Here is a 20,302-nt window from a genome sequence, read left to right on the forward strand (position 1 = left end):
AGCTCCTTGATCCTTGTGATTTCCAACTAGCGAAACGTGCCAGGTGCTCGCTGCAACAGAGGCCGGGCGGCGATCCGTTGGCGCTGCAGACTGTCACAGGTGAACACCTGGGGGCGTTCGATCAGGTAGCCCTGGGCATAATCCACGCCTATTTCCTGCAAGGCCTGCTCGATCAAGGGTGTTTCGACGAACTCGGCAATAGTGCGCTTACCCATCACATGGCCGATATGGTTGATGACCTCGACCATGGCCCGGTTGACCGGGTCGTCGAGCATGTCCTTGACGAAACTCCCGTCAATCTTCAGGTAATCCACGGGCAAATGCTTGAGATAGGCGAACGACGACATGCCGGCGCAAAAATCATCAAGCGAGAAACGGCAACCCAGCCCTTTCAACTCGTTGATGAAGCGAATGGCGCTGCCCAGGTTGGCAATGGCGCTGGTTTCGGTAATTTCGAAACAGATCATCCGCGGCGGAATGGCGTATTCGACGAACAACCGCTGGAGGTATTCAAGGAACTTGTCGTCGCCAATGCTGGAGCCCGACAGGTTGATGGCACAGGTCGACAACGGCCCTTCACGCCCTTCTTCCAGGCACTGGCGTATGACCATGAACACATTGCGCACAACCCAGCGGTCCAGCGCAGTCATCAGGCCGTAGCGCTCGGCGGCCGGGATGAAGCTGCTGGGCAGGATGGTGCGGCCGCTTTCGTCGTGCAGGCGCAACAGAATTTCGATATGGCCCGGGCCCTCGAAGGTTTTAAGCGGGGCGATTTCCTGGGCGTAGAGGCAAAAGCGGTTTTCTTCCAGGGCCACATGCAGGCGCTGGATCCAGGCCATTTCGCCAAAACGCATGGACAGTTCGCTGTCGTCGGCGTGGTACACCTGCACACGGTTTCGGCCCTTTTCCTTGGCCATGTAGCAGGCCATGTCGGCGGCGCGCAGAGAGGCCTCCAGGGTGCCGGGGGCCTGGGCCATATGCACCAGGCCAATGCTGACCGTGGTCACGAACGGCCGCCCTTTCCATACGAAGTGCAGGCTCTGCACCAGTTGACGTAATTGTTCGGCAATGCGCTCGGCCTGGTCGGGCGGGCAGTTTTCCAGCAGCACGCCAAATTCATCGCCACCCAGCCGCGCCAGCGTATCGCCCTCACGCAGGCCGGATTGCAGCACCGCGCAGATGTGCCGCAGCAACTCATCGCCGGCCGCGTGGCCACAGGTGTCGTTGACCAGCTTGAACTGGTCGAGGTCAAGGAACATCAGCGAGTGCCGCCCGGCCTGACGCGCCAGGTCGTTGAGCGCCTGCTCCAGGCGGTATTCGAACTCGCGGCGGTTGGCCAGCCCGGTCAGGGCGTCATGGGTTGCCTGCCAGGACAGATTGGCGATGTACTGGCGCTCCTGGGTCATATCGTGCAGCACCAGCACAATGCCACTGACCTGGCCATCACTGACAATCGGCGAGCCCACCAGGTTGATCGACACAGTACTGCCGTCCAGGCGCTGGATCAGCCGGGCATGCTCGGAGCCGCCCTTGAGGCTACCGCCGAGCACCTGTTCGACCAGGCTGCGACCATCATCCTCGGCGTGCTCATCAACCAGGCTGAACAGCGCTGACAGTGGCAGGCCCTGAGCCTGGCCGGATTGCCAGTGGGTCAATTGTTCGGCGGCCGGGTTCATATAGCCGATATTGCCCTCGACATCGGTGGTGATCACCGCATCACCGATGGCCTGCAGGGTAATCTGCGCACGCTCTTTTTCTTCCTGCAGGGCACTGGCAAAGGCCTGGCGCTGGGCCAGCAGCTTGCTGGAGCGCCCCCAGGCAATCGCTATCAGGAACATCGCGGTCAGCAGGTTGGTGATCAGCAGCACCCGGAGCAGTGCGCGCGAGCCCTCGCCCAAGGCATCGCTGAAGGCCTTGGCCGCTGGGGTCACGCCTTCGTTGATGGCGACAATGCGGGCCTTCCAATCGCTGACGGTGTCGGCATCCACCGGGCCACTGGCAAAACGCTGGCGCATTTCACCGGCCAGCACATCCAGTTTGGCCAGATAGTCGTCGCCGATGTCCCAGTAATCAATGGCTGTCTGCATATAGCTGACATGGCGGAAATTGCTGTAAAACCAGATGATCCGCGCGACATCGTCAGGGTGGTTGCCACCTTGCAGTACCGCCTGTCGCGCGGCGTCCAGATCAGGGTTGGGGTGGTCGAGTACCTCGCGCAGGCGATGATCCCCCTGAGGCACGGTAATGGCCTGGCGATAGCGTTGGTAGGTGCTGTCGTCGCGCGTCTCGCTGTACAGATTGAGGTAGTAGATGGCATCTTTCTGCGCCTTGGACCACAGGCTTTCGCCCGCGACATAGGCGCGCACGGCCGAAAGCGTATAAAGGCTGAGGCTGCCCAACGCGACCTGAAGGACCACGACGGCGATGAAAGGCCATGTGATGCCGAGCAACTTTGGCGCTTCGAGTGTGCGATTTCCCTTCATGGAGTCCCTGTCACAGAGCAGATAAGGCGTAAATCGACCCAGACAAGCACAGCGTAGGCCATTTGCCATCGCTGTGGGGGGGATTTTTATGACAAGGAATCGGGGAATTTGTACAGCGTATGCGCTGGCCATTGTAGGAGCGGGTTTACCCGCGAAGAAGACACCGCGGTGGATGGCACGGGCTTCGCCCGTGTTCGCGGGCAAGCCCGCTTCCACAGGGATCGCACCAGCTTTTAGAAATTGAGCAAGACAGTTGCTCCCACAAGCCCGGTGAAGGCAGCCAGATAATCAGCTCTGCTGCAGGTGCCCGTAAAGCTTGGCATATAACCCACCCTCGGCTATCAGCTGCTGATGGTCGCCGTCTTCGGCCACGTGCCCGCCATCGAACACCAGCACCCGGTCGGCCTGTTTCACCGCCGACAACCGATGGGCGATGATCAGCGTGGTGCGGCCGCTGAGGAAGCGCGCCAAGGCCTGATGCAGGTTGTACTCGGTGGCAGCATCCAGGGCTGAGGTGGCCTCGTCGAGGATCACCACCTTGGGCTCAGCCAGCACCATGCGGGCAATGGCCAGGCGCTGGCGCTGGCCACCGGACAAGCGCACGCCTGAACGCCCCACCACACTGTCCAGGCCCTGCGGCAAGGCGGCGATGGTGGCATCCAGCTGGGCGATACGCAGCGCCTGCCAGCACGCATCATCGCTGCAGTCGCGGCCCATGGTCAGGTTGGCACGCACGCTGTCGTTGAACAGCGACGGGTGCTGCAACACCACCGCGACGTTCTCGCGCAGGGTTTCCAGGCCGATTTCCTGCAGGCTGGCACCGCCAAAGCGAATGGTCCCGGCCTGGGCGCTATAAAGGCCCAGCAACAGCTGCACCAACGTGCTCTTGCCGCCGCCGCTGGCACCGACAATCGCCACCTTCTCACCCGCAGCGATAGACAGGTCGAGGTGGTCGAGCACCGGCTCGTCGGCATAGGCAAAGCGCAGATCGCGCACTTCAATGCCCACCGTTTCGCGCCCGGCGAACGGGTTGCTGGCGGCCGGGTATTGCGGCTCGTCGGCACGCGCCAGCAGTTCGTTGAGGCGGCTCAGCGCACCGCCTGCGGCGTAGTACGCATATTGCAGATTAAGCAGTTGCTCCACCGGGCCGATCATGAACCACAGGTAGCTGAACACCGCCAGCATCTGGCCGATCGACAGATCGGAAAACAGCACGGTCAGCATGGCCGCCGCGCGGAAAATGTCGATGCCGAACTGGAACAGCAGGCCACTGGCACGGCCACTGGCATCGCTTTTCCATTGCGAGTCCACGGCGTAATCGCGCACCTCGCGGGCACGCAGGCCCAGGCGGCCAAGGAAGTAACCCTGGCGGTTACCGGCCCGGATTTCCTGGATGGCATCGAGGGTTTCCGCCAGCGCCTGGGTAAAGCGCGCGGTGCTGTCGTTCTCAAGCTTTTTCAGGTGTTTGACGCGCTTGCCCAACTGCACCGTGAAGTAGATCACCAGCGGGTTGAACAGCAAGATCAGCAAGGCCAGCTGCCAGTGCATCCAAATCAGGATGGCCGCCGTGCCGGTCAAGGTCAGCATGGCCACCAGGAAGCGGCTGAGGGTTTCGCCAACGAACTTGTCGAGGGTGTCCAGGTCGGTGACCAGGTGGGTGGTCACCGTGCCGCTGCCCAGGCTTTCGTATTCCTTCAGCGAAATACGCTTGAGCCGCTCGATCAGGCGGATGCGCAGGCGGTAGACAATGTCCTTGGCCAGCCCGGCGAACAGCTTGGACTGGATGACGTTGAACGCCAGCGCGGCCAGGCGCAGGCACAAGGTGAGCGCCAGCATCAGGCCGATGTAGCCGGCTGCCACCTGCCAGCCGGACGGCAGCAGGTGGTTCATCCACTTCAGCGCGGCGTCACCATGGCCGAGCAGCACTTCGTCCACCAACAGCGGCAGCAGCAGCGGAATGGGCACGCTGCAACATGCCGCCAGTAACGCTATAAGGTTGGCGGACCAGAGGTTTTTCTTGTGATGCAGGGCCAGGCGGCGGATTTCCGCCCAGCTCAGTCGATCGCCCGCAGTGTAAGGCTTGCCCGGTACCGGGTCGGGTGACCCAGGCACATCAAGCACAGGCGGCCTGCTGCAGCCAGCGGCCGAGCAAGGGTTGCAGGCGCTCCAGCGGCTGATAGCCGTTGGTCAGCAAAGCCAGTTGGCCATTGCGCTCGGCCAGCAGGGTCGGGAAACCGGCAATACCCAGGTCCTGAGCCCAGGCGAAGTCGGCCGCGGTGGCGGCACGGGTATCGGCACGGGCGAAGGTTTCGGCGAACGTGGCACGGTCGAAGCCACACTGCGAGGCTAGCTCGACCAGCTGCGGCGCGATGGTCACATCGACGCCCTGCTCGTAGAACGAACGCTGGATCAACGCCAGCAGCGGCCAGACGCGTTCGGCATCCAGCTCGCGGGCCGTGACCAGGGCGCGGCAGGCCGGCTCGGTGTCGTAGACGAAGCCGTCAGGCATGGCCCCCTCGAAGCGGAACGGCTGGCCGGTAGCATCAGCCACCGCCTGCCAGTGTTCCAGGATGTACTTGCGAGTGGAGCTGTCCAGGGCGCTGCCGCCAGTGCGCAGCCCGCCCGGTACCAAGTGGGCAGGCACGCCTGCCTCACGCGCCTGGGCGATCAGGGCCGCAGCCACTGGCGCAAAACCCCAGCACCAGGAGCACATCGGGTCCATCACATAGATCAGGCGTGCAGACATGCTTCAAGCCTCGGCTTTGTAGTTGTAACCGATCGGGTGCGGCAGGTTGCGGGCCTTGGCCAGCTCGATCTGCTTCTGCCGGTCGATGGCACTGCGCCGGGTCTTCTCGCTCAGGCTGTCCCAGCAATGCGGGCAGCTGACACCTGGCGAATAGTGCTCGGACGCGCGCTCCTCTGCATTGATCGGGTGGCGGCAGGCGTGGCACTGGTCGTACTCGCCTTCGCTCAGGTCATGGCGCACCGTAACCCGGTTGTCGAAGACGAAGCAGTCGCCGTCCCACAGGCTTTCTTCCTGAGGCACTTCCTCGAAGTATTTCAGGATGCCGCCCTTAAGATGATAGACCGACTCGAAGCCTTCACCGAGCATGTAGCTGGAGGCCTTTTCGCAACGGATGCCGCCGGTGCAGAACATGGCGACCTTCTTGTGCTTGCTCGGGTCGAAATTGGCCTTGATGTACTCCGGGAACTCGCGGAAGGTTTCGGTCTTCGGGTCGATGGCGCCCTTGAATGTACCGATGGCCACTTCGTAGTCGTTGCGGGTGTCGATCACCAACACTTCCGGGTCGCTGATCAGGGCGTTCCAGTCCTTGGGCTCGACATAGGTACCAACGGCCTGGTTGGGGTCTACGCCCGGCACGCCGAGGGTGACGATCTCTTTCTTGAGCTTGACCTTGGTGCGGTAGAACGGCTGTTCGTCGCAGTACGACTCTTTATGGTCGATATCGACCAGACGCGGGTCGTTGCGCAACCAGGTCAGCAGGCCATCAATGCCCTCCCGGGTGCCTGACACGGTGCCGTTGATGCCCTCCTGGGCCAGCAGCAGGGTGCCTTTGACGTTGTTGTCGAGCATGGTCTTGAGCAGCGGCTCGCGCAGCTCGACGTAGTCTTCCAGGGTGACGAACTTGTACAGCGCCGCGACGACGATGGCTTGAGACATGTAACGGAATCTCCAGGTGGTTGCCCTCGTAAGGGGCGGACCGGGTTTGACAGTTGCACAAAAAGCAGGGGGCCGCTAAGCGGCCCCCTTTGGGTGATACAGATTCTACCAGAACAACAAAACGGTTTCAGTGCCCGCCGCCCGCACACACGGGCGAGGCCGGTGCAACGCCGACCTTGGCCCACTCTTCGGCGGTGTAGGTGTGGATGGCCAGGGCGTGGATCTCGCCCATCAGCTCACCCATGGTGGCGTACACCTTCTGGTGGCGCTTGACGCTGTTCAGCCCGGCGAACTGCTCGCTGACGATCACGGCCTTGTAGTGGGTCTCCTGACCACGACTGTGCATGTGACTTTCATTGAGCACTTCCAGGTGTTGCGGCGCCAGCGCGGCCAGTTGCTGTTCGATACGTTGTTGCATAGTCATTGCGGCGTACTCACTTCTTCGCTGGGGCGGCGGCCTTGCCTGCGTTCGGGTCCAGCTCTTTGGTCATGTCTTCCAGCAGCTTGTTCACCACCGGAACGGCTGGCTCCAGGCTCTGCTGGGTCAGCTGTGCCGACTGCTGGGTGACCTTGGGCATTTCACGCAGCACTTTCTTACCCAGCGGCGATTCGTAGAACTTGACCAGGTCCTTCAGTTCCTGCTCGGTGAAGGTGCGGGTGTACAGGTCGACCATCTTCGGCTTCAGCTTGTTCCAGCCGATGGCGTTGTCCAGCGCGGCATTGGCCTTGGCCTGGTAGCTTTCCAGTACGGGCTGCTTGGCGGCCGGGGCCTTGGTCTGGGCGAAACGCTGGGCAAACATCTGCTGCACTTGCATGTACACCGGGGTGCCCAGCTTGTCGGCGTTGGCCAGGGTCAGGAATTTCTCGGCAGCAGCGTTGTGACTGGCGGTGGCAGCGAGTACCTGGCCGCTGGCGCAAACCAGGGCAACGGCGGCACAAAGGACACGGAGACGGGTCATTGCATTTCCTTCAAAGAGAGGGAGGCGGGCACCTCAGAGTAGAGCATTCTGCGCCGTGGTGGCGATGTGCTCAAGTGGCACGACGAGCGACGGAACCGCTCGGTCGAATCAGGGCCTAAACTGCGATTTCGAACTACACAGGAGTGAGTACAGAATGAGCCGTATCGAGACAGACAGCCTGGGCCCGGTCGAAGTTCCGGAGGACGCCTACTGGGGTGCGCAGACCCAGCGTTCGCTGATCAACTTCGCCATTGGCAAGGAGCGCATGCCCCGCGCGGTATTGCACGCCCTGGCACTGATCAAGAAGGCCGCGGCGCGCGTCAACGACCGCAATGGCGACCTGCCGGCCGACATCGCCCGGCTGATCGAGCAGGCCGCCGATGAGGTGCTGGATGGCCAGCACGACGATCAGTTCCCGCTCGTCGTCTGGCAGACGGGCAGCGGCACCCAGAGCAACATGAATGTCAACGAGGTGATCGCCGGGCGCGCCAACGAACTGGCCGGCAAAGGCCGTGGCGGCAAGGCGCCAGTACACCCCAATGACCACGTCAACCGCTCGCAGAGCTCCAACGACTGCTTCCCCACCGCCATGCACATTGCGGCAGCCCAGGCGGTGCATGAAAAGCTGCTGCCGGCCGTCACCGAACTCTCTTCGGGACTGGCCGAGCTGTCGATGCGTCACCACAAGCTGGTGAAAACCGGCCGCACGCACATGATGGACGCCACGCCGATTACCTTCGGCCAGGAAGTGTCGGCCTTCGTCGCCCAGCTCGATTACGCCCAGCGCGCCATCCGCGCCACCCTGCCGGCGGTGTGCGAACTGGCCCAGGGCGGTACTGCCGTGGGTACCGGGCTCAACGCTCCGCAGGGTTTTGCTGAGGCCATCGCTGCCGAGCTGGCGGCGCTGTCCGGGCTGCCGTTCATCACGGCACCCAACAAGTTCGCCGCTCTCGCCGGCCACGAACCGCTGACCAGCCTGGCGGGGGCCCTGAAGACCCTGGCCGTGGCCCTGATGAAAATCGCCAACGACCTGCGCCTGCTGGGGTCCGGCCCGCGCGCCGGGCTTGCTGAGGTGCGCCTGCCAGCCAACGAGCCGGGCAGCTCGATCATGCCGGGCAAGGTCAACCCCACTCAGTGCGAGGCGCTGTCGATGCTGGCCTGCCAGGTACTGGGCAACGACGCGGCCATCGGCTTTGCCGCCAGCCAGGGGCATTTGCAGTTGAATGTGTTCAAGCCGGTCATCATCCATAACCTGCTGCAGTCCATCGAGTTGCTGGCCGATGGTTGCCGCAACTTCCAGGCGCATTGCGTGGCGGGTATCGAGCCGGATGCCGAGCAGATGGCCGCGCACCTGGAGCGCGGGTTGATGCTGGTGACGGCGCTGAACCCGCATATCGGCTATGACAAGGCGGCAGAAATTGCCAAGAAGGCTTACAGCGAGGGCACGACCTTGCGCGAGGCGGCATTGGCCTTGAAGTACCTGACCAATGAGCAGTTCGACCAGTGGGTGCGGCCGGAGGACATGCTGGCGCCGGGCGGCAAGGGCTGACTGCTCTGTAGCCTGTACCGGCCCTTTCGCGGGTAAACCCGCTCCTACGCCGAGAGGCGATCCATTGTAGGAGCGGGTTTACCCGCGAAAGGGCCGGTACAGGCAATCGACAGACCTAGGCCAACCGCGCCCTGCGGGCCCGCCAACCCGCCACCAGCGAGGGCCCCAGCGCCACCAGCGCCGAACCGAACACCACCGTGACCGCCCCCACATAGCCCAGGGCGTTGATGTCCTCGGCATGCACATAGTCAGGCCACACCAATGCCGCCAGCGCCACCGCAACGAAGGTCACCAGCGGGGTCAGCGCCAGCGTGGCACTTACCCGTGAGGCCTCCCAGTGCGCCAGCGCTTCGGCAAAGGCGCCGTATGCCACCAGGGTGTTCAGGCAACAGGCCAGCAGCAGCCAGCCTTGTACCGGGGTCAGTTGCAAGGCCTCCAGCGGGTGCACCCAAGGTGTCAGCAACGCAGCACAGCTGAGGTAGATCACCATCATCACCTGCTGCGAATGCCACACGGTCAGCAACTGCTTCTGGCTCAGGGCGTAGAACACCCAGATACTGGTCGCCAGCAAGATGGTCAATACGCCCGTGGTATAGGCACCCAGTGAAGTCAGCAATTCCTCCAGGCGCTGGTTGAAGAACAGGCCAAACCCTGCCAGCAGCACCAACAGCCCCATGCCCTGCCCCACACTGAAGCGCTCGCGGAACACGAACACGCTGGCCACCAGCAACAGCACCGGGCCGATCTGTACCACCAGTTGTGCGGTGCCCGGGCTAAGCAGTTTGAGACCGATCAGGTAAAGCACGTAGTTGCCCATCAGGCCGAACACCGCAACCAGCACCAGGCCCTTGCCCCTGGGCGCCAGTTTGCGGATGGACGGCAAACGCCGTTGAGCCGCCAGCCAGGCGAACAGCAGGCCACCGGAGACCAGCAGCCGGTACCAGGTGACGGTGATCGGGTCGACCACTTGCAATACCTGCTTGAGCTTGATCGGCAGGATGCCCCAGAGCAGCGCCGTCAGAAGTGCCAGGAACAGCCCATAGCCCCAGCGGCCAGAAGTGGTGTGCATAAAATCCTCGATCAAGCCCGTGGTGGGGGTGATTGAATTCTACGGGGTTGGAGGACGGTCACGGTGCAGAGTGCCGAGAAAAGAATTCATCAGGTCATTCTTCCAGGGCATGGCTGGGGGGCGAGGTGTTGCCTGTGCTGACCGCGAAAGCGCCAGAACAGGCAACATCACATTGGGCTATTTCTTGTGCTTGGCAAACGCCTCTTCCAGCGCCTGGTTGATGGTGCGCAACACCTTCACCCGCGCCCAGCGCTTGTCATTGGCCTCCACCAGCGCCCACGGGGCAATCTCGCTGCTGGTACGGTCGACCATGTCGCCCACAGCCTGGGTGTACTCGCCCCACTTGTCGCGGTTGCGCCAGTCATCCTCGGTGATCTTGTAGCGTTTGAACGGAATCTGCTCACGCTCCTCGAAGCGCTCCAGTTGGGTCTGCTGGTCGATCGCCAGCCAGAACTTGACCAGCACAACGCCGGCATTCACCAACTGCTCTTCAAAGTCGTTGATCTCGCTGTAGGCACGCATCCAGTCAGCCGGGCTGCAGAAGCCTTCCACCCGCTCCACCAGCACCCGGCCATACCAGGAGCGGTCGAAGATGGTGAACTTGCCCCGTGCCGGGATGTGCCGCCAGAACCGCCACAGGTACGGCTGGGCGCGCTCTTCTTCGGTGGGTGCGGCAATCGGCACGATGCGGTACTGACGTGGGTCCAGCGCCGCCGCCACGCGTCGGATGGCGCCCCCCTTGCCGGCCGCGTCGTTGCCCTCGAACACCGCCACCAGCGCGTGCCGGCGCATGCGCTTGTCACGCAGCAGACCGGCCAGAACGGGCCTGTTCGGTGATCAACTGTTCCTGATAGTCGGCCTTGTCCAGGCGCAACGTCATGTCCAGGGCGCCAAGCAGGCTGCGGTCGTCGATGCTATGGCTCAGCGGGGCCACGTTGCCCTGGTGCTTGCCCTTGGGATTATTGGCCAGCGCAGCTTGCAGGCTTTCCAGCAGAATACGCCCCACCGCCAGGCTGCGGTAATTCGGGTCTACCCCTTCGATGATGTGCCATGGTGCATAGTCGCGGCTGGTGCGGCGCAGCACGCGCTCACCAAAGCGCACGAAGCGGTCGTACGTTTGCGACTGCTGCCAATCCAGCGGGCTGATCTTCCAGCTGTGCAGCGGGTCGTCCTTGAGCGATTTCAGCCGTGCTTTCATCTGCTTCTTGGACAGGTGGAACCAGAACTTGATGATCAGCGCACCCTCATCGCAAAGCATCTCCTCCAGGCGTTCGGCACCGGTAATGGCCTGATCGAGCACGGCATCCTTGAACACCCCGTGCACCCGTCCCTGCAGCATCTGGCTGTACCAGTTGCCAAAGAACACCCCCATCCGCCCCTTGGGTGGCAAGGCCCGCCAGTAGCGCCAGGCGGGCGGGCGGGCCAGCTCTTCGTCGGTCTGCTGGTCGAAGGTGAGCACATCGATCATGCGCGGGTCCATCCACTCGTTGAGCAGCTTTACCGTCTCGCCCTTGCCGGCGCCTTCGATGCCGTTGATCAGCACGATCACCGGAAACCGCGCCTGCTGCTTGAGTTCGTACTGGGCTTCGAGCAGGGCCTCGCGTAAAGCGGGTACCTCGGCGTCGTAAGCCTCCTTGTCGATGCTGTGGCCGATTTCGGCAGATTCGAACATGCACTGGCTCCTTCAATGGATAAGCAAGACTAGCGGATTTCATTTCTGCCTGTGCGGGCCTCTTCACGAATGAACGCGCTCCCACAGCTCATCCGGATGGCATAAAATCCCGCCATCCGCTGCAACCGAGCCCACCATGCCCACCCTCCTCCAGCACGCCCAGATCGACTGGGACGACCAGGGCCGCCCCCATTCGCGGCACTATGACGACGTCTATTTCGCAGTCAACGAAGGCATCGAAGAAACCAAGCACGTGTTCCTCGGCCAGACCCGCCTGGCCGAGCGTTTTGCCAACCTGGCGCCGCATGCCTGCACGGTGATCGGCGAAACCGGCTTTGGCACCGGCATGAATTTTTTCTGCGCCTGGCAGCTGTTTGACCAGCACGCACACAGCGACGCGCGCCTGCACTTCGTCAGCGTCGAGAAGTACCCACTCGCCCACGCCGACATGGCCCGCGCAGTAAGCCTGTGGCCTGAACTGGCCGCCTATACGGGGCCGCTGCTGGAGCAGTACGTGGCGGTGCACCCGGGCTTTCAGCAGTTCACCTTCGCCGATGGCAGGGTCACCCTGACCCTGTTGATAGGCGATGTGCTGGAACAGCTGCCGCAGCTCGATGCGCAGATCGATGTGTGGTTCCTCGACGGCTTCGCCCCCGCCAAGAACCCTGACATGTGGACCCCGGCGCTGTTTGCGCAACTGGCGCGGCTATCGCATCCGGGCACGGTGCTGGGCACCTTCACCACCACCGGCTGGGTACGCCGCAGCCTGGTCGAAGCTGGCTTCGCCATGAAGAAGGTGCCAGGCATCGGCAAGAAGTGGGAGGTGATGAGCGGCGCCTACGTCGGCCCCCTGCCCGGCCCATGCGCGCCCTGGTACGCGCGCCCCGCTGTTGCGCAGGGGCCGCGCGAGGCGCTGGTGATCGGTGCCGGACTTGCCGGCAGCAGCAGCGCCGCCAGCCTGGCCCGGCGTGGCTGGCAGGTCACCGTGCTGGAGCGCCACGAAGCCCCGGCCCAGGAAGCTTCGGGCAATCCGCAAGGGGTGCTGTACCTCAAGCTGTCCGCCCATGGCACCGCACTGTCGCAGATGATCCTGTCCGGGTTCGGCTACACCCGGCGCCAGCTGCAGCGGTTGCAGCGTGGCCGTGACTGGGATGCCTGCGGGGTGCTGCAACTGGCCTTCGACAGCAAGGAGGCCGAACGCCAGGGCAAGCTGGCTGTCGCCTTCGACCACGGCTTGCTGCACTGCCTGGCGCACGCCGAGGCCGAAGCCATCGCCGGCGTGGCGTTGCCTGGCGGCGGGTTGTTCTACCCCGAAGGTGGCTGGGTGCACCCGCCGGCGCTGTGCCAGCAGCAGTTGCAGCACCCCGGTATTCACCTGGTGGCCCACCAGGAAGTGCTCGAACTGCGCAAAGTGGGTGAACGGTGGCAGGCCTGGGCTGGCGACCAACTATTAGCCAGCGCTCCAGTGGTGGTCCTGGCCGGCGCGGCCGATGTGCGGCACTTCGAACCTTGCGCGCAGTTACCACTCAAGCGCATTCGTGGACAGATCACCCGCTTGCCGGCCACCGCCAGCAGCCAGGCGCTACGCACCGTGGTGTGCGCGGAGGGCTATGTGGCACCGCCGCGCGAGGGTGAACATACACTGGGGGCAAGTTTTGACTTCCACAGTGAAGACCTTGCGCCGACGGTGGCCGAGCACCGGGGCAACCTGGCGTTGCTGGATGAGATTTCTACTGACCTGGCCCGGCGCCTGGGCGTGGCCGAGCTGAACCCCGAGCAATTGCAAGGGCGCGCGGCGTTCCGTTGTACCAGCCCGGATTATTTGCCGATTGTCGGGCCGATGGCTGACGCGCAGGCGTTTGCCGAAGCTTATGCCGTGTTGGGGCGTGATGCCCGGCAGGTGCCGGATGTGGCCTGCCCTTGGCTGGAGGGGTTGTATGTGAACAGCGGGCATGGGTCGCGCGGGTTGATCACGGCACCTTTGAGCGGGGAACTGGTGGCCGCCTGGGTGTGCGGCGAGCCGTTGCCGTTGCCGCGTGAGGTGGCGCAGGCGTGTCATCCGAACCGGTTTGCCTTGCGCAGGCTGATCCGGGGGAAGTGATTGCTTCGGGCGCATGGCGTTGAATTTATTGCGCCGGTGAGATCGAGCGCCGCCCGCGCGGCGCATCGCGAGCTGCGCTCGCTCCTACGTTTGTTTCGGGCCAATTATTCCTGGGGGATTTGCGCGCGAACGCTTTGGTGTATGACCCTGTATTGCGTCGTACGAGCAAGGCGGTCGCGCGCGCCTGTTACAGGCGTTACTGGCCCGAAACAAACGTAGGAGCGAGCGCAGCTCGCGATGCGCTGCGCACGCGGCGCTCGATTTCTGCAATACTGCGAGATCCCAGGCAATAACCTGCCACCTCAACCTTATATAACAAACTGTTCTAAAACTCTAAAAAAGCAAACAGGTCAGTTCATTAAGGTGCCCTAATCCGGGGCATCACCTCCCCAACGGAAAAACCGGTAAGGACTTATGTGCGGATTAGCAGGAGAATTACGTTTCACCCCCATCGACCAAGCCCCTCGCCCAGCCGACCTGGCTGCGGTAGAGCGCATTACCCATCACCTGGCCCCGCGTGGCCCGGATGCCTGGGGCTTCCATAGCCAAGGCCCGATCGCCCTGGGCCACCGGCGCCTGAAAATCATGGACCTGTCCGACGGCTCGGCGCAGCCGATGGTCGACAACACCCTGGGCCTGTCATTGGCCTTCAACGGCGCCATCTACAACTTCCCCGAACTGCGCGAGGAACTGCAGGCGCTGGGCTACAGCTTCTGGTCCGACGGCGACACCGAGGTGCTGCTCAAGGGCTACCACGCCTGGGGCGCTGCCCTGCTGCCCAAGCTCAACGGCATGTTTGCCCTGGCCATCTGGGAGCGCGACAACCAGCGCCTGTTCCTGGCCCGCGACCGCCTCGGCGTCAAACCTCTGTACCTGTCGCGCAACGGCGAACGCCTGCGCTTTGCCTCGACCCTGCCGGCACTGCTCAAGGGCGGTGACATCGACCCGATGCTCGACCCCGTGGCACTCAACCACTACCTGAATTTCCACGCCGTGGTACCGGCACCGCGCACCCTGCTGGCCAACGTGCAGAAACTGGAGCCTGGCACCTGGATGCGCATCGACCGGCATGGCGAAGTGGAGCGCCAGGTCTGGTGGCAACTGCACTACGGCCCCCACCCCGACGAGCGTGAGCTGGACCTGGAAGGCTGGACCACCCGCGTGCTTGACGCCACCCGGGACGCCGTAGCCATCCGCCAGCGGGCTGCTGTGGATGTTGGCGTATTGCTGTCCGGAGGGGTCGACTCCAGCCTACTGGTGGGCCTGTTGCGCGAAGTGGGGGTGGAAGACCTGTCGACCTTCTCCATCGGCTTCGAGGATGCCGGCGGCGAGCGCGGCGACGAGTTCCAGTACTCCGACCTGATCGCCAGGCACTACGGCACCCGCCACCACCAACTGCGCATTGCCGAACACGAGATCATCGACCAGTTACCGGCCGCGTTTCGCGCCATGAGCGAGCCGATGGTCAGCCACGACTGCATCGCGTTCTACCTGCTGTCGCGGGAAGTGGCCAAGCACTGCAAGGGCGTACAGAGCGGCCAGGGTGCCGATGAGCTGTTCGCCGGTTACCACTGGTACCCGCAGGTGGACGGCGCCGACGACGCTTATGCTGCTTACCGAGATGCGTTCTTCGACCGCAGCCACGCCGAATACCGCGACACCGTGCAGGCCCCCTGGCTGCTGGAAACCGACGCCGCCGGCGACTTCGTACGCGAACACTTCGCCCGCCCCGGCGCACCGGCTGCCGTGGACAAGGCCCTGCGCCTGGACAGCACCGTGATGCTGGTCGACGACCCGGTCAAACGGGTGGACAACATGACCATGGCCTGGGGCCTGGAGGCGCGCACGCCGTTCCTCGATTACCGCCTGGTGGAACTGTCGGCACGCATTCCCGCACGCTTCAAGCTGCCCGATGGCGGCAAGCAGGTGCTCAAGCAGGCGGCGCGACGGGTGATCCCGCATGAGGTGATCGACCGCAAGAAGGGTTACTTCCCGGTACCGGGCCTGAAGCATCTGGAAGGTGCCACCCTGGGCTGGGTACGCGAGCTGTTGACCGACCCCAGCCAAGACAGAGGGTTGTTCAACCCGGCCATGATCGACCGCCTGCTAAGCAACCCGCACGGCCAACTGACGCCATTGCGCGGTTCCAAGCTATGGCAACTGGCGGCGCTTAACCTGTGGTTGAGCGAACAAGGAATCTGACCGATGAAAGCCCATGAAATCGCTTATGGTCAGCGCCTGCTGCGCGGCCAGGCGCCGTCCTATGAGCGCCTGCAAGCGCGCTTGGCCGGTGACGGCAGCCAGCCCCATGACCAACCGCGTGCCGTGCACTGCGGCTGGGGCCGGCTGCTGATAGGCCACACCTACCCCGACCCGGTTTCCCTGGCCGAGGATTTGCTCGACGAGCACCCGGGCGAACGCGACATCGCCCTGTACGTGGCCGCACCGCAGCAGGTGCTGGCCCAGGCCCCACAGCAGCTGTTCCTCGATCCGTCCGACACCCTGCGCCTATGGTTCACCGACTACCGCCCGGCGCAGCGGGTATTTCGCGGCTTCCGCGTGCGCCGGGCACAGAACCCCTCCGACTGGCAGGCAATCAACACCCTGTACCAGGCCCGCGGGATGCTCCCCGTCGACGCCGAGCTGCTTACCCCCCGGCACTTGGGTGGCCCGGTGTACTGGCTGGCAGAGGACGAAGACAGCGGCTCGGTGATCGGCAGCGTCATGGGCCTGAACCACACCAAAGCGTTCGATGATCCCGAGCATGGCAGCAGCCTGTGGTGCCTGGCGGTGGACCCACACTGCACCCGCCCGGGCGTGGGCGAGGTGCTGGTGCGCCACCTGATCGAACACTTCATGAGCCGTGGCCTGGCTTACCTGGACCTGTCGGTGCTGCACGACAACCGCCAGGCCAAGCGCCTGTACCAGAAACTGGGTTTTCGCAACCTGCCCACCTTCGCCGTCAAGCGCAAGAACGGTATCAACGAGCAGCTGTTCCTCGGGCCTGGCCCGCAAGCCGACCTCAACCCCTACGCACGCATTATCGTCGACGAGGCGCTACGCCGCGGCATCGAAGTGCAGGTGGATGACGCCGCTGGCGGCCTGTTCACCCTGAGCCTGGGCGGGCGGCGCATTCGCTGTCGGGAATCGCTCAGCGACCTGACCAGTGCCGTGACCATGACCCTGTGCCAGGACAAACGCCTGACCCAGCACGCGCTGCACAACGCTGGGCTGCAGGTGCCAGCGCAACAGCTGGCGGGCAATGCCGATGACAACCTGGCGTTTCTCGACGAGCATGGCGCGGTGGTGGTCAAGCCGGTCGATGGCGAGCAAGGCCAGGGCGTGGCGGTGAACCTGACCTGCATCGACGACATCACCCGTGCCGTGGCGCACGCCCGCCAATTCGACAGCCGCGTGCTGCTGGAAAGCTTCCACGCCGGGTTCGACCTGCGCATCGTGGTGATCGGCTACGAGGTGGTGGCCGCCGCCATCCGTCACCCGGCGCAGGTGCTGGGCGACGGCAAACACAGCGTGCGCCAGTTGATCGAAGCCCAGAGCCGTCGCCGCCAGGCCGCCACCGGTGGCGAAAGCCGCATTCCGCTGGACGACGAAACCGAGCGCACCTTGCGCGCAGCGGGCGTTGGTTATGACGACGTGTTGCCGGCCGGCCAGCGTCTGGCCGTGCGGCGTACGGCCAACCTGCACACCGGCGGCACCCTGGAGGACGTCACCGAACGCCTGCACCCGGTGCTGGCCGATGCTGCCGTGCGCGCGGCACGGGCACTGGAAATTCCGGTGGTGGGGCTGGACTTCATGGTGCGTGATGCCGGGCAGCCGGAGTACGTGATCATCGAGGCCAACGAACGTGCTGGCCTGGCCAACCATGAACCGCAGCCCACGGCCGAGCGTTTTATCGACCTGCTGTTTCCCCATAGCCGGCCTTTGGCGTAAACCCGTGCCGGCCTCTTCGCGGGCAAGCCCGCTCCCACAGGGATATCACCGCCCTTGAAGGTTGCGCTGTACCTGTAGGAGCAGATTTCCCGCGAAGGCAGCGCTGTACCTGTAGGAGCGGGCTTGCCCGCGAAGGCAGCGCTGTACCTGTAGGAGCGGGCTTGCCCGCGAAGAGGCCAGCACAGGAGTAAAGGAGTCCCCAACATGTCCGAGCGACACCCCGAACCCGATCTCGACTACCTCAAACGCGTGCTGCTGGAAATGCTCGCCATCCCCAGCCCCACCGGTTTCACCGACACCATCGTGCGCTACGTGGCCGAACGCCTTGACGAACTGGGCATCCCCTTCGAGCTGACCCGCCGCGGCACCATTCGTGCCACCCTCAAAGGTCGGCAGGCCACCCCCGATCGCGCCGTCTCTGCCCACCTGGATACCATCGGCGCCAGCGTGCGCCAGTTGCAGGACAATGGCCGCCTGGCCCTGGCGCCGGTCGGTTGCTGGTCCAGCCGTTTTGCCGAAGGCAGCCGGGTTAGCGTGTTCACCGATACCGGGGTATTCCGTGGCAGCGTGCTGCCGCTGATGGCCAGCGGGCATGCCTTCAACACGGCCATCGACCAGATGCCGATCAGCTGGGACCACGTGGAAGTGCGCCTGGATGCCTACTGCGCCACACGCGCCGACTGTGAGGCACTGGGCGTGAGCATTGGTGATTTCGTGGCCTTCGACCCCTTGCCCGAGTTCACCGAAAGCGGCCACATCAGCGCCCGTCACCTGGACGACAAGGCTGGCGTAGCCGCATTGCTGGCGGCATTGAAGGCCGTGGTGGAAAGCGGCCGCCAGCCGCTGATCGACTGCCACCCGCTGTTCACCATCACCGAGGAGACCGGCTCGGGTGCAGCCGGCGCCCTGCCCTGGGACGTCAGCGAGTTCGTCGGCATCGACATCGCCCCGGTGGCGCCCGGGCAGGCGTCCAGCGAGCATGCGGTCAGTGTGGCCATGCAAGACTCGTCGGGGCCTTACGACTACCACCTGTCTCGGCACCTGCTGAAACTGGCCGGCGACCACGACTTGCCGGTGCGGCGCGACCTGTTCCGCTATTACTTCAGCGATGCCCATTCGGCGGTAACGGCCGGGCACGATATCCGTACCGCGCTGGTGGCCTTTGGTTGCGATGCCACCCATGGTTACGAGCGCACCCATATCGACAGCCTGGCAGCGCTGAGCCGGCTGTTATCAGCCTACCTGCTGAGCCCGCCCGTGTTTGCCAGCGACTCGCAGCCGGCCAATGCATCGCTCGAGCGCTTCAGCCACCAGCTGGAACATGATGCGCAGATGGAAAGCGACACGCGGGTACCGGCGGTGGACAGCCTGGTCGGAAACAAAGGCTAAACGCCCATGGGGCTGCAAAGCGGCCCCAACACCTCGAATGTTTCGCGTAGCATGCTCATACCCACTTCAGACACCACCCGACCATGCTGATCCCCTACGACCAACTGCAAGCCGAAACCCTGACCCGCCTGATCGAGGACTTCGTTACCCGCGACGGCACTGACAACGGCGACGATACCCCGCTGGAAACCCGCGTGCTGCGAGTACGCCAGGCGTTGGCCAAAGGCCAGGCTTTCATCCTTTTCGACCTGGAAAGCCAGCAGTGCCAGTTGCTGGCCAAGCATGATGTGCCCCGCGAACTGCTCGAATAGCAGGTCTGGCCTGTTCAGGCCTTGTTCTGCTTGGACGCCTTGATGCGCTTGTAAACTTCGGCTCGATGCACCGGCACCTCACGCGGGGCATCCACACCAAAGCGCACCACGCCGTCCCGGGTCTCCACCACCATGATCCGGATATCATCGCCAATCATGATGACCTCCCCCACTTCACGCCCTATTACCAGCATGTTCCGATCCTCCTGCAAAAGGGAAAACCGGAGCCTGCCCCGTAGGCATTCAGCTACTCAATAGCTCCACTGCGATTCAGAAGCCCCTTACGCATTTGAGTAACTTCTCCTACAGACCAATCATCGCGACTGGGCTTTTGCCCGCATTTTCACCGCCATTTCGGCCATCTCGTCATACAGCCGCTCAGGGGCCTGGCGTTTCAGTTGCCAGGCCTGGCGCCCTGCCTCATGGGGCAGGATGAGGAACTCGCCTGCAGCGACCTGCTGATGGATATAGTCGGCAATGTCCGCCGCACTGATCGGCGAACCTTCGAGCAGCTTGCCCACCTGTGCCTTCATCGCCGGGTTCGGCCCGCGGAACGAGTCCAGCAGGTTGGTCTGGAAGAACGACGGGCACACCACGTGCACCGCCACCTCAATCTGGCGCAACTCCACCAGCAGGCTTTCCGACAATGCCAGCACACCGGCCTTGGCCACGTTGTAGTTGCTCATGCCCGGGCCCTGCATCAGTGCAGCCATCGAGGCGACGTTGATAATGCACCCCTTGCTGCGCTCCAGCAGCGGCAGGAACGCCTTGCAACCCTTGACCACGCCCATCAGATTGACGGCGATCTGCCAGTCCCAGTCTTCCAGCGACAGCTCGGCGAAGAACCCGCCCGAAGCGATACCGGCGTTGTTGACGATCACATCGACCCCACCAAATTTCTCTTCGCAGGCCTGGGCAAGGGCCGTCAGCTGGCTATAGTCGCGCACATCGCAGCGCTGGACGAAGCCGTCGCCACCGGCCTGATGAACCTGCTCCAGCGTTTCGCGCAGGCCGGTTTCGTTAACATCGGCCAGTGCCAGGCGCCAGCCCTCACGTGCCCAGCGCAGGGCGATCTCGCGGCCGAGGCCGGACCCGGCGCCGGTGATCATGATGCGTTTTTGCATGGTCGCAGGCCT

General features: G+C 63.7%; 15 protein-coding genes and 1 pseudogene. 6 read left to right on the forward strand and 10 right to left on the reverse strand.

The features are described from left to right. Positions 1-26: 26 nt before the first annotated feature. The 6 genes from QCL51_RS18655 to QCL51_RS18680 form a co-directional block, all read right to left on the reverse strand. A complete protein-coding gene (locus QCL51_RS18655) occupies positions 27-2,483 on the reverse strand; it encodes an EAL domain-containing protein (protein WP_021782448.1) in 2,457 nt (818 codons plus the stop codon). Between the two features lie 288 nt (positions 2,484-2,771). Then, positions 2,772-4,604 carry an ABC transporter ATP-binding protein gene (locus tag QCL51_RS18660; protein WP_021782449.1) on the reverse strand — a complete coding sequence of 611 codons (1,833 nt, stop codon included), beginning with the start codon at positions 4,602-4,604 and terminating at the stop codon, positions 2,772-2,774. Then, complete coding sequence (locus tag QCL51_RS18665) at positions 4,597-5,229, reverse strand: DsbA family protein (protein ID WP_028698294.1); 633 nt, start codon at positions 5,227-5,229, stop codon at positions 4,597-4,599. Before QCL51_RS18665 ends, QCL51_RS18660 begins: the two co-directional genes overlap by 8 nt. Before the next feature lie 3 nt (positions 5,230-5,232). Beyond that, positions 5,233-6,165: a rhodanese-related sulfurtransferase gene (locus tag QCL51_RS18670; protein ID WP_275966617.1), complete on the reverse strand. Its 933-nt coding sequence runs from the start codon at positions 6,163-6,165 to the stop codon at positions 5,233-5,235. 127 nt (positions 6,166-6,292) lie between these two features. Further along, complete coding sequence (locus tag QCL51_RS18675) at positions 6,293-6,589, reverse strand: BolA family protein (protein ID WP_010952797.1); 297 nt, start codon at positions 6,587-6,589, stop codon at positions 6,293-6,295. A gap of 10 nt (positions 6,590-6,599) precedes the next feature. Continuing rightward, positions 6,600-7,124, reverse strand: coding sequence for a DUF2059 domain-containing protein (locus QCL51_RS18680; protein ID WP_010952796.1), 525 nt, complete (start codon positions 7,122-7,124; stop codon positions 6,600-6,602). 154 nt (positions 7,125-7,278) lie between these two features. Here QCL51_RS18680 and QCL51_RS18685 point away from each other — a divergent pair, with 154 nt between their 5' ends. Further along, complete coding sequence (locus tag QCL51_RS18685; RefSeq protein WP_021782452.1) at positions 7,279-8,673, forward strand: class II fumarate hydratase; 1,395 nt, start codon at positions 7,279-7,281, stop codon at positions 8,671-8,673. 115 nt (positions 8,674-8,788) lie between these two features. Here QCL51_RS18685 and QCL51_RS18690 read toward each other — a convergent pair whose 3' ends face one another. Next, positions 8,789-9,742: a DMT family transporter gene (locus QCL51_RS18690; protein ID WP_084850783.1), complete on the reverse strand. Its 954-nt coding sequence runs from the start codon at positions 9,740-9,742 to the stop codon at positions 8,789-8,791. A 177-nt stretch (positions 9,743-9,919) separates the two neighbouring features. Beyond that, positions 9,920-11,414, reverse strand: a pseudogene (gene pap, locus QCL51_RS18695) (polyphosphate:AMP phosphotransferase). Positions 11,415-11,550: 136 nt separating this feature from the next. Between pap and mnmC the strand changes: the two are divergent. From mnmC to QCL51_RS18720, 5 genes are all read left to right on the forward strand, one after another. Then, positions 11,551-13,515, forward strand: a complete 1,965-nt coding sequence (mnmC, locus tag QCL51_RS18700; RefSeq protein WP_338443988.1) for a bifunctional tRNA (5-methylaminomethyl-2-thiouridine)(34)-methyltransferase MnmD/FAD-dependent 5-carboxymethylaminomethyl-2-thiouridine(34) oxidoreductase MnmC — start codon at positions 11,551-11,553, stop codon at positions 13,513-13,515. 414 nt (positions 13,516-13,929) lie between these two features. Next, positions 13,930-15,717: an N-acetylglutaminylglutamine amidotransferase gene (locus QCL51_RS18705; protein ID WP_021782456.1), complete on the forward strand. Its 1,788-nt coding sequence runs from the start codon at positions 13,930-13,932 to the stop codon at positions 15,715-15,717. A 3-nt stretch (positions 15,718-15,720) separates the two neighbouring features. Further along, positions 15,721-17,466: an N-acetylglutaminylglutamine synthetase gene (gene ngg / locus QCL51_RS18710; RefSeq protein ID WP_274119201.1), complete on the forward strand. Its 1,746-nt coding sequence runs from the start codon at positions 15,721-15,723 to the stop codon at positions 17,464-17,466. Positions 17,467-17,670: 204 nt separating this feature from the next. Then, on the forward strand, positions 17,671-18,855 hold the full coding sequence (locus QCL51_RS18715; RefSeq protein WP_021782458.1) for an osmoprotectant NAGGN system M42 family peptidase: 1,185 nt from the start codon (positions 17,671-17,673) through the stop codon (positions 18,853-18,855). An 83-nt stretch (positions 18,856-18,938) separates the two neighbouring features. Further along, positions 18,939-19,166 (forward strand): YheU family protein, encoded by a 228-nt coding sequence (locus QCL51_RS18720; protein WP_004575803.1) that lies wholly within the window; start codon positions 18,939-18,941, stop codon positions 19,164-19,166. Between the two features lie 14 nt (positions 19,167-19,180). Here the strand turns inward: QCL51_RS18720 and csrA are convergent, their stop codons facing one another. Then, positions 19,181-19,360 (reverse strand): carbon storage regulator CsrA, encoded by a 180-nt coding sequence (gene csrA, locus QCL51_RS18725; protein ID WP_021782459.1) that lies wholly within the window; start codon positions 19,358-19,360, stop codon positions 19,181-19,183. Between the two features lie 120 nt (positions 19,361-19,480). Next, entirely contained in the window at positions 19,481-20,290 is an 810-nt protein-coding gene (locus tag QCL51_RS18730) for an SDR family oxidoreductase (protein WP_084850779.1), read from the reverse strand. Positions 20,291-20,302 lie beyond the last annotated feature (12 nt).

Origin of the sequence: Pseudomonas sp. LTR0, assembly GCF_036630035.1 — a bacterium.
Taxonomy (GTDB): domain Bacteria; phylum Pseudomonadota; class Gammaproteobacteria; order Pseudomonadales; family Pseudomonadaceae; genus Aquipseudomonas; species Aquipseudomonas putida_Y.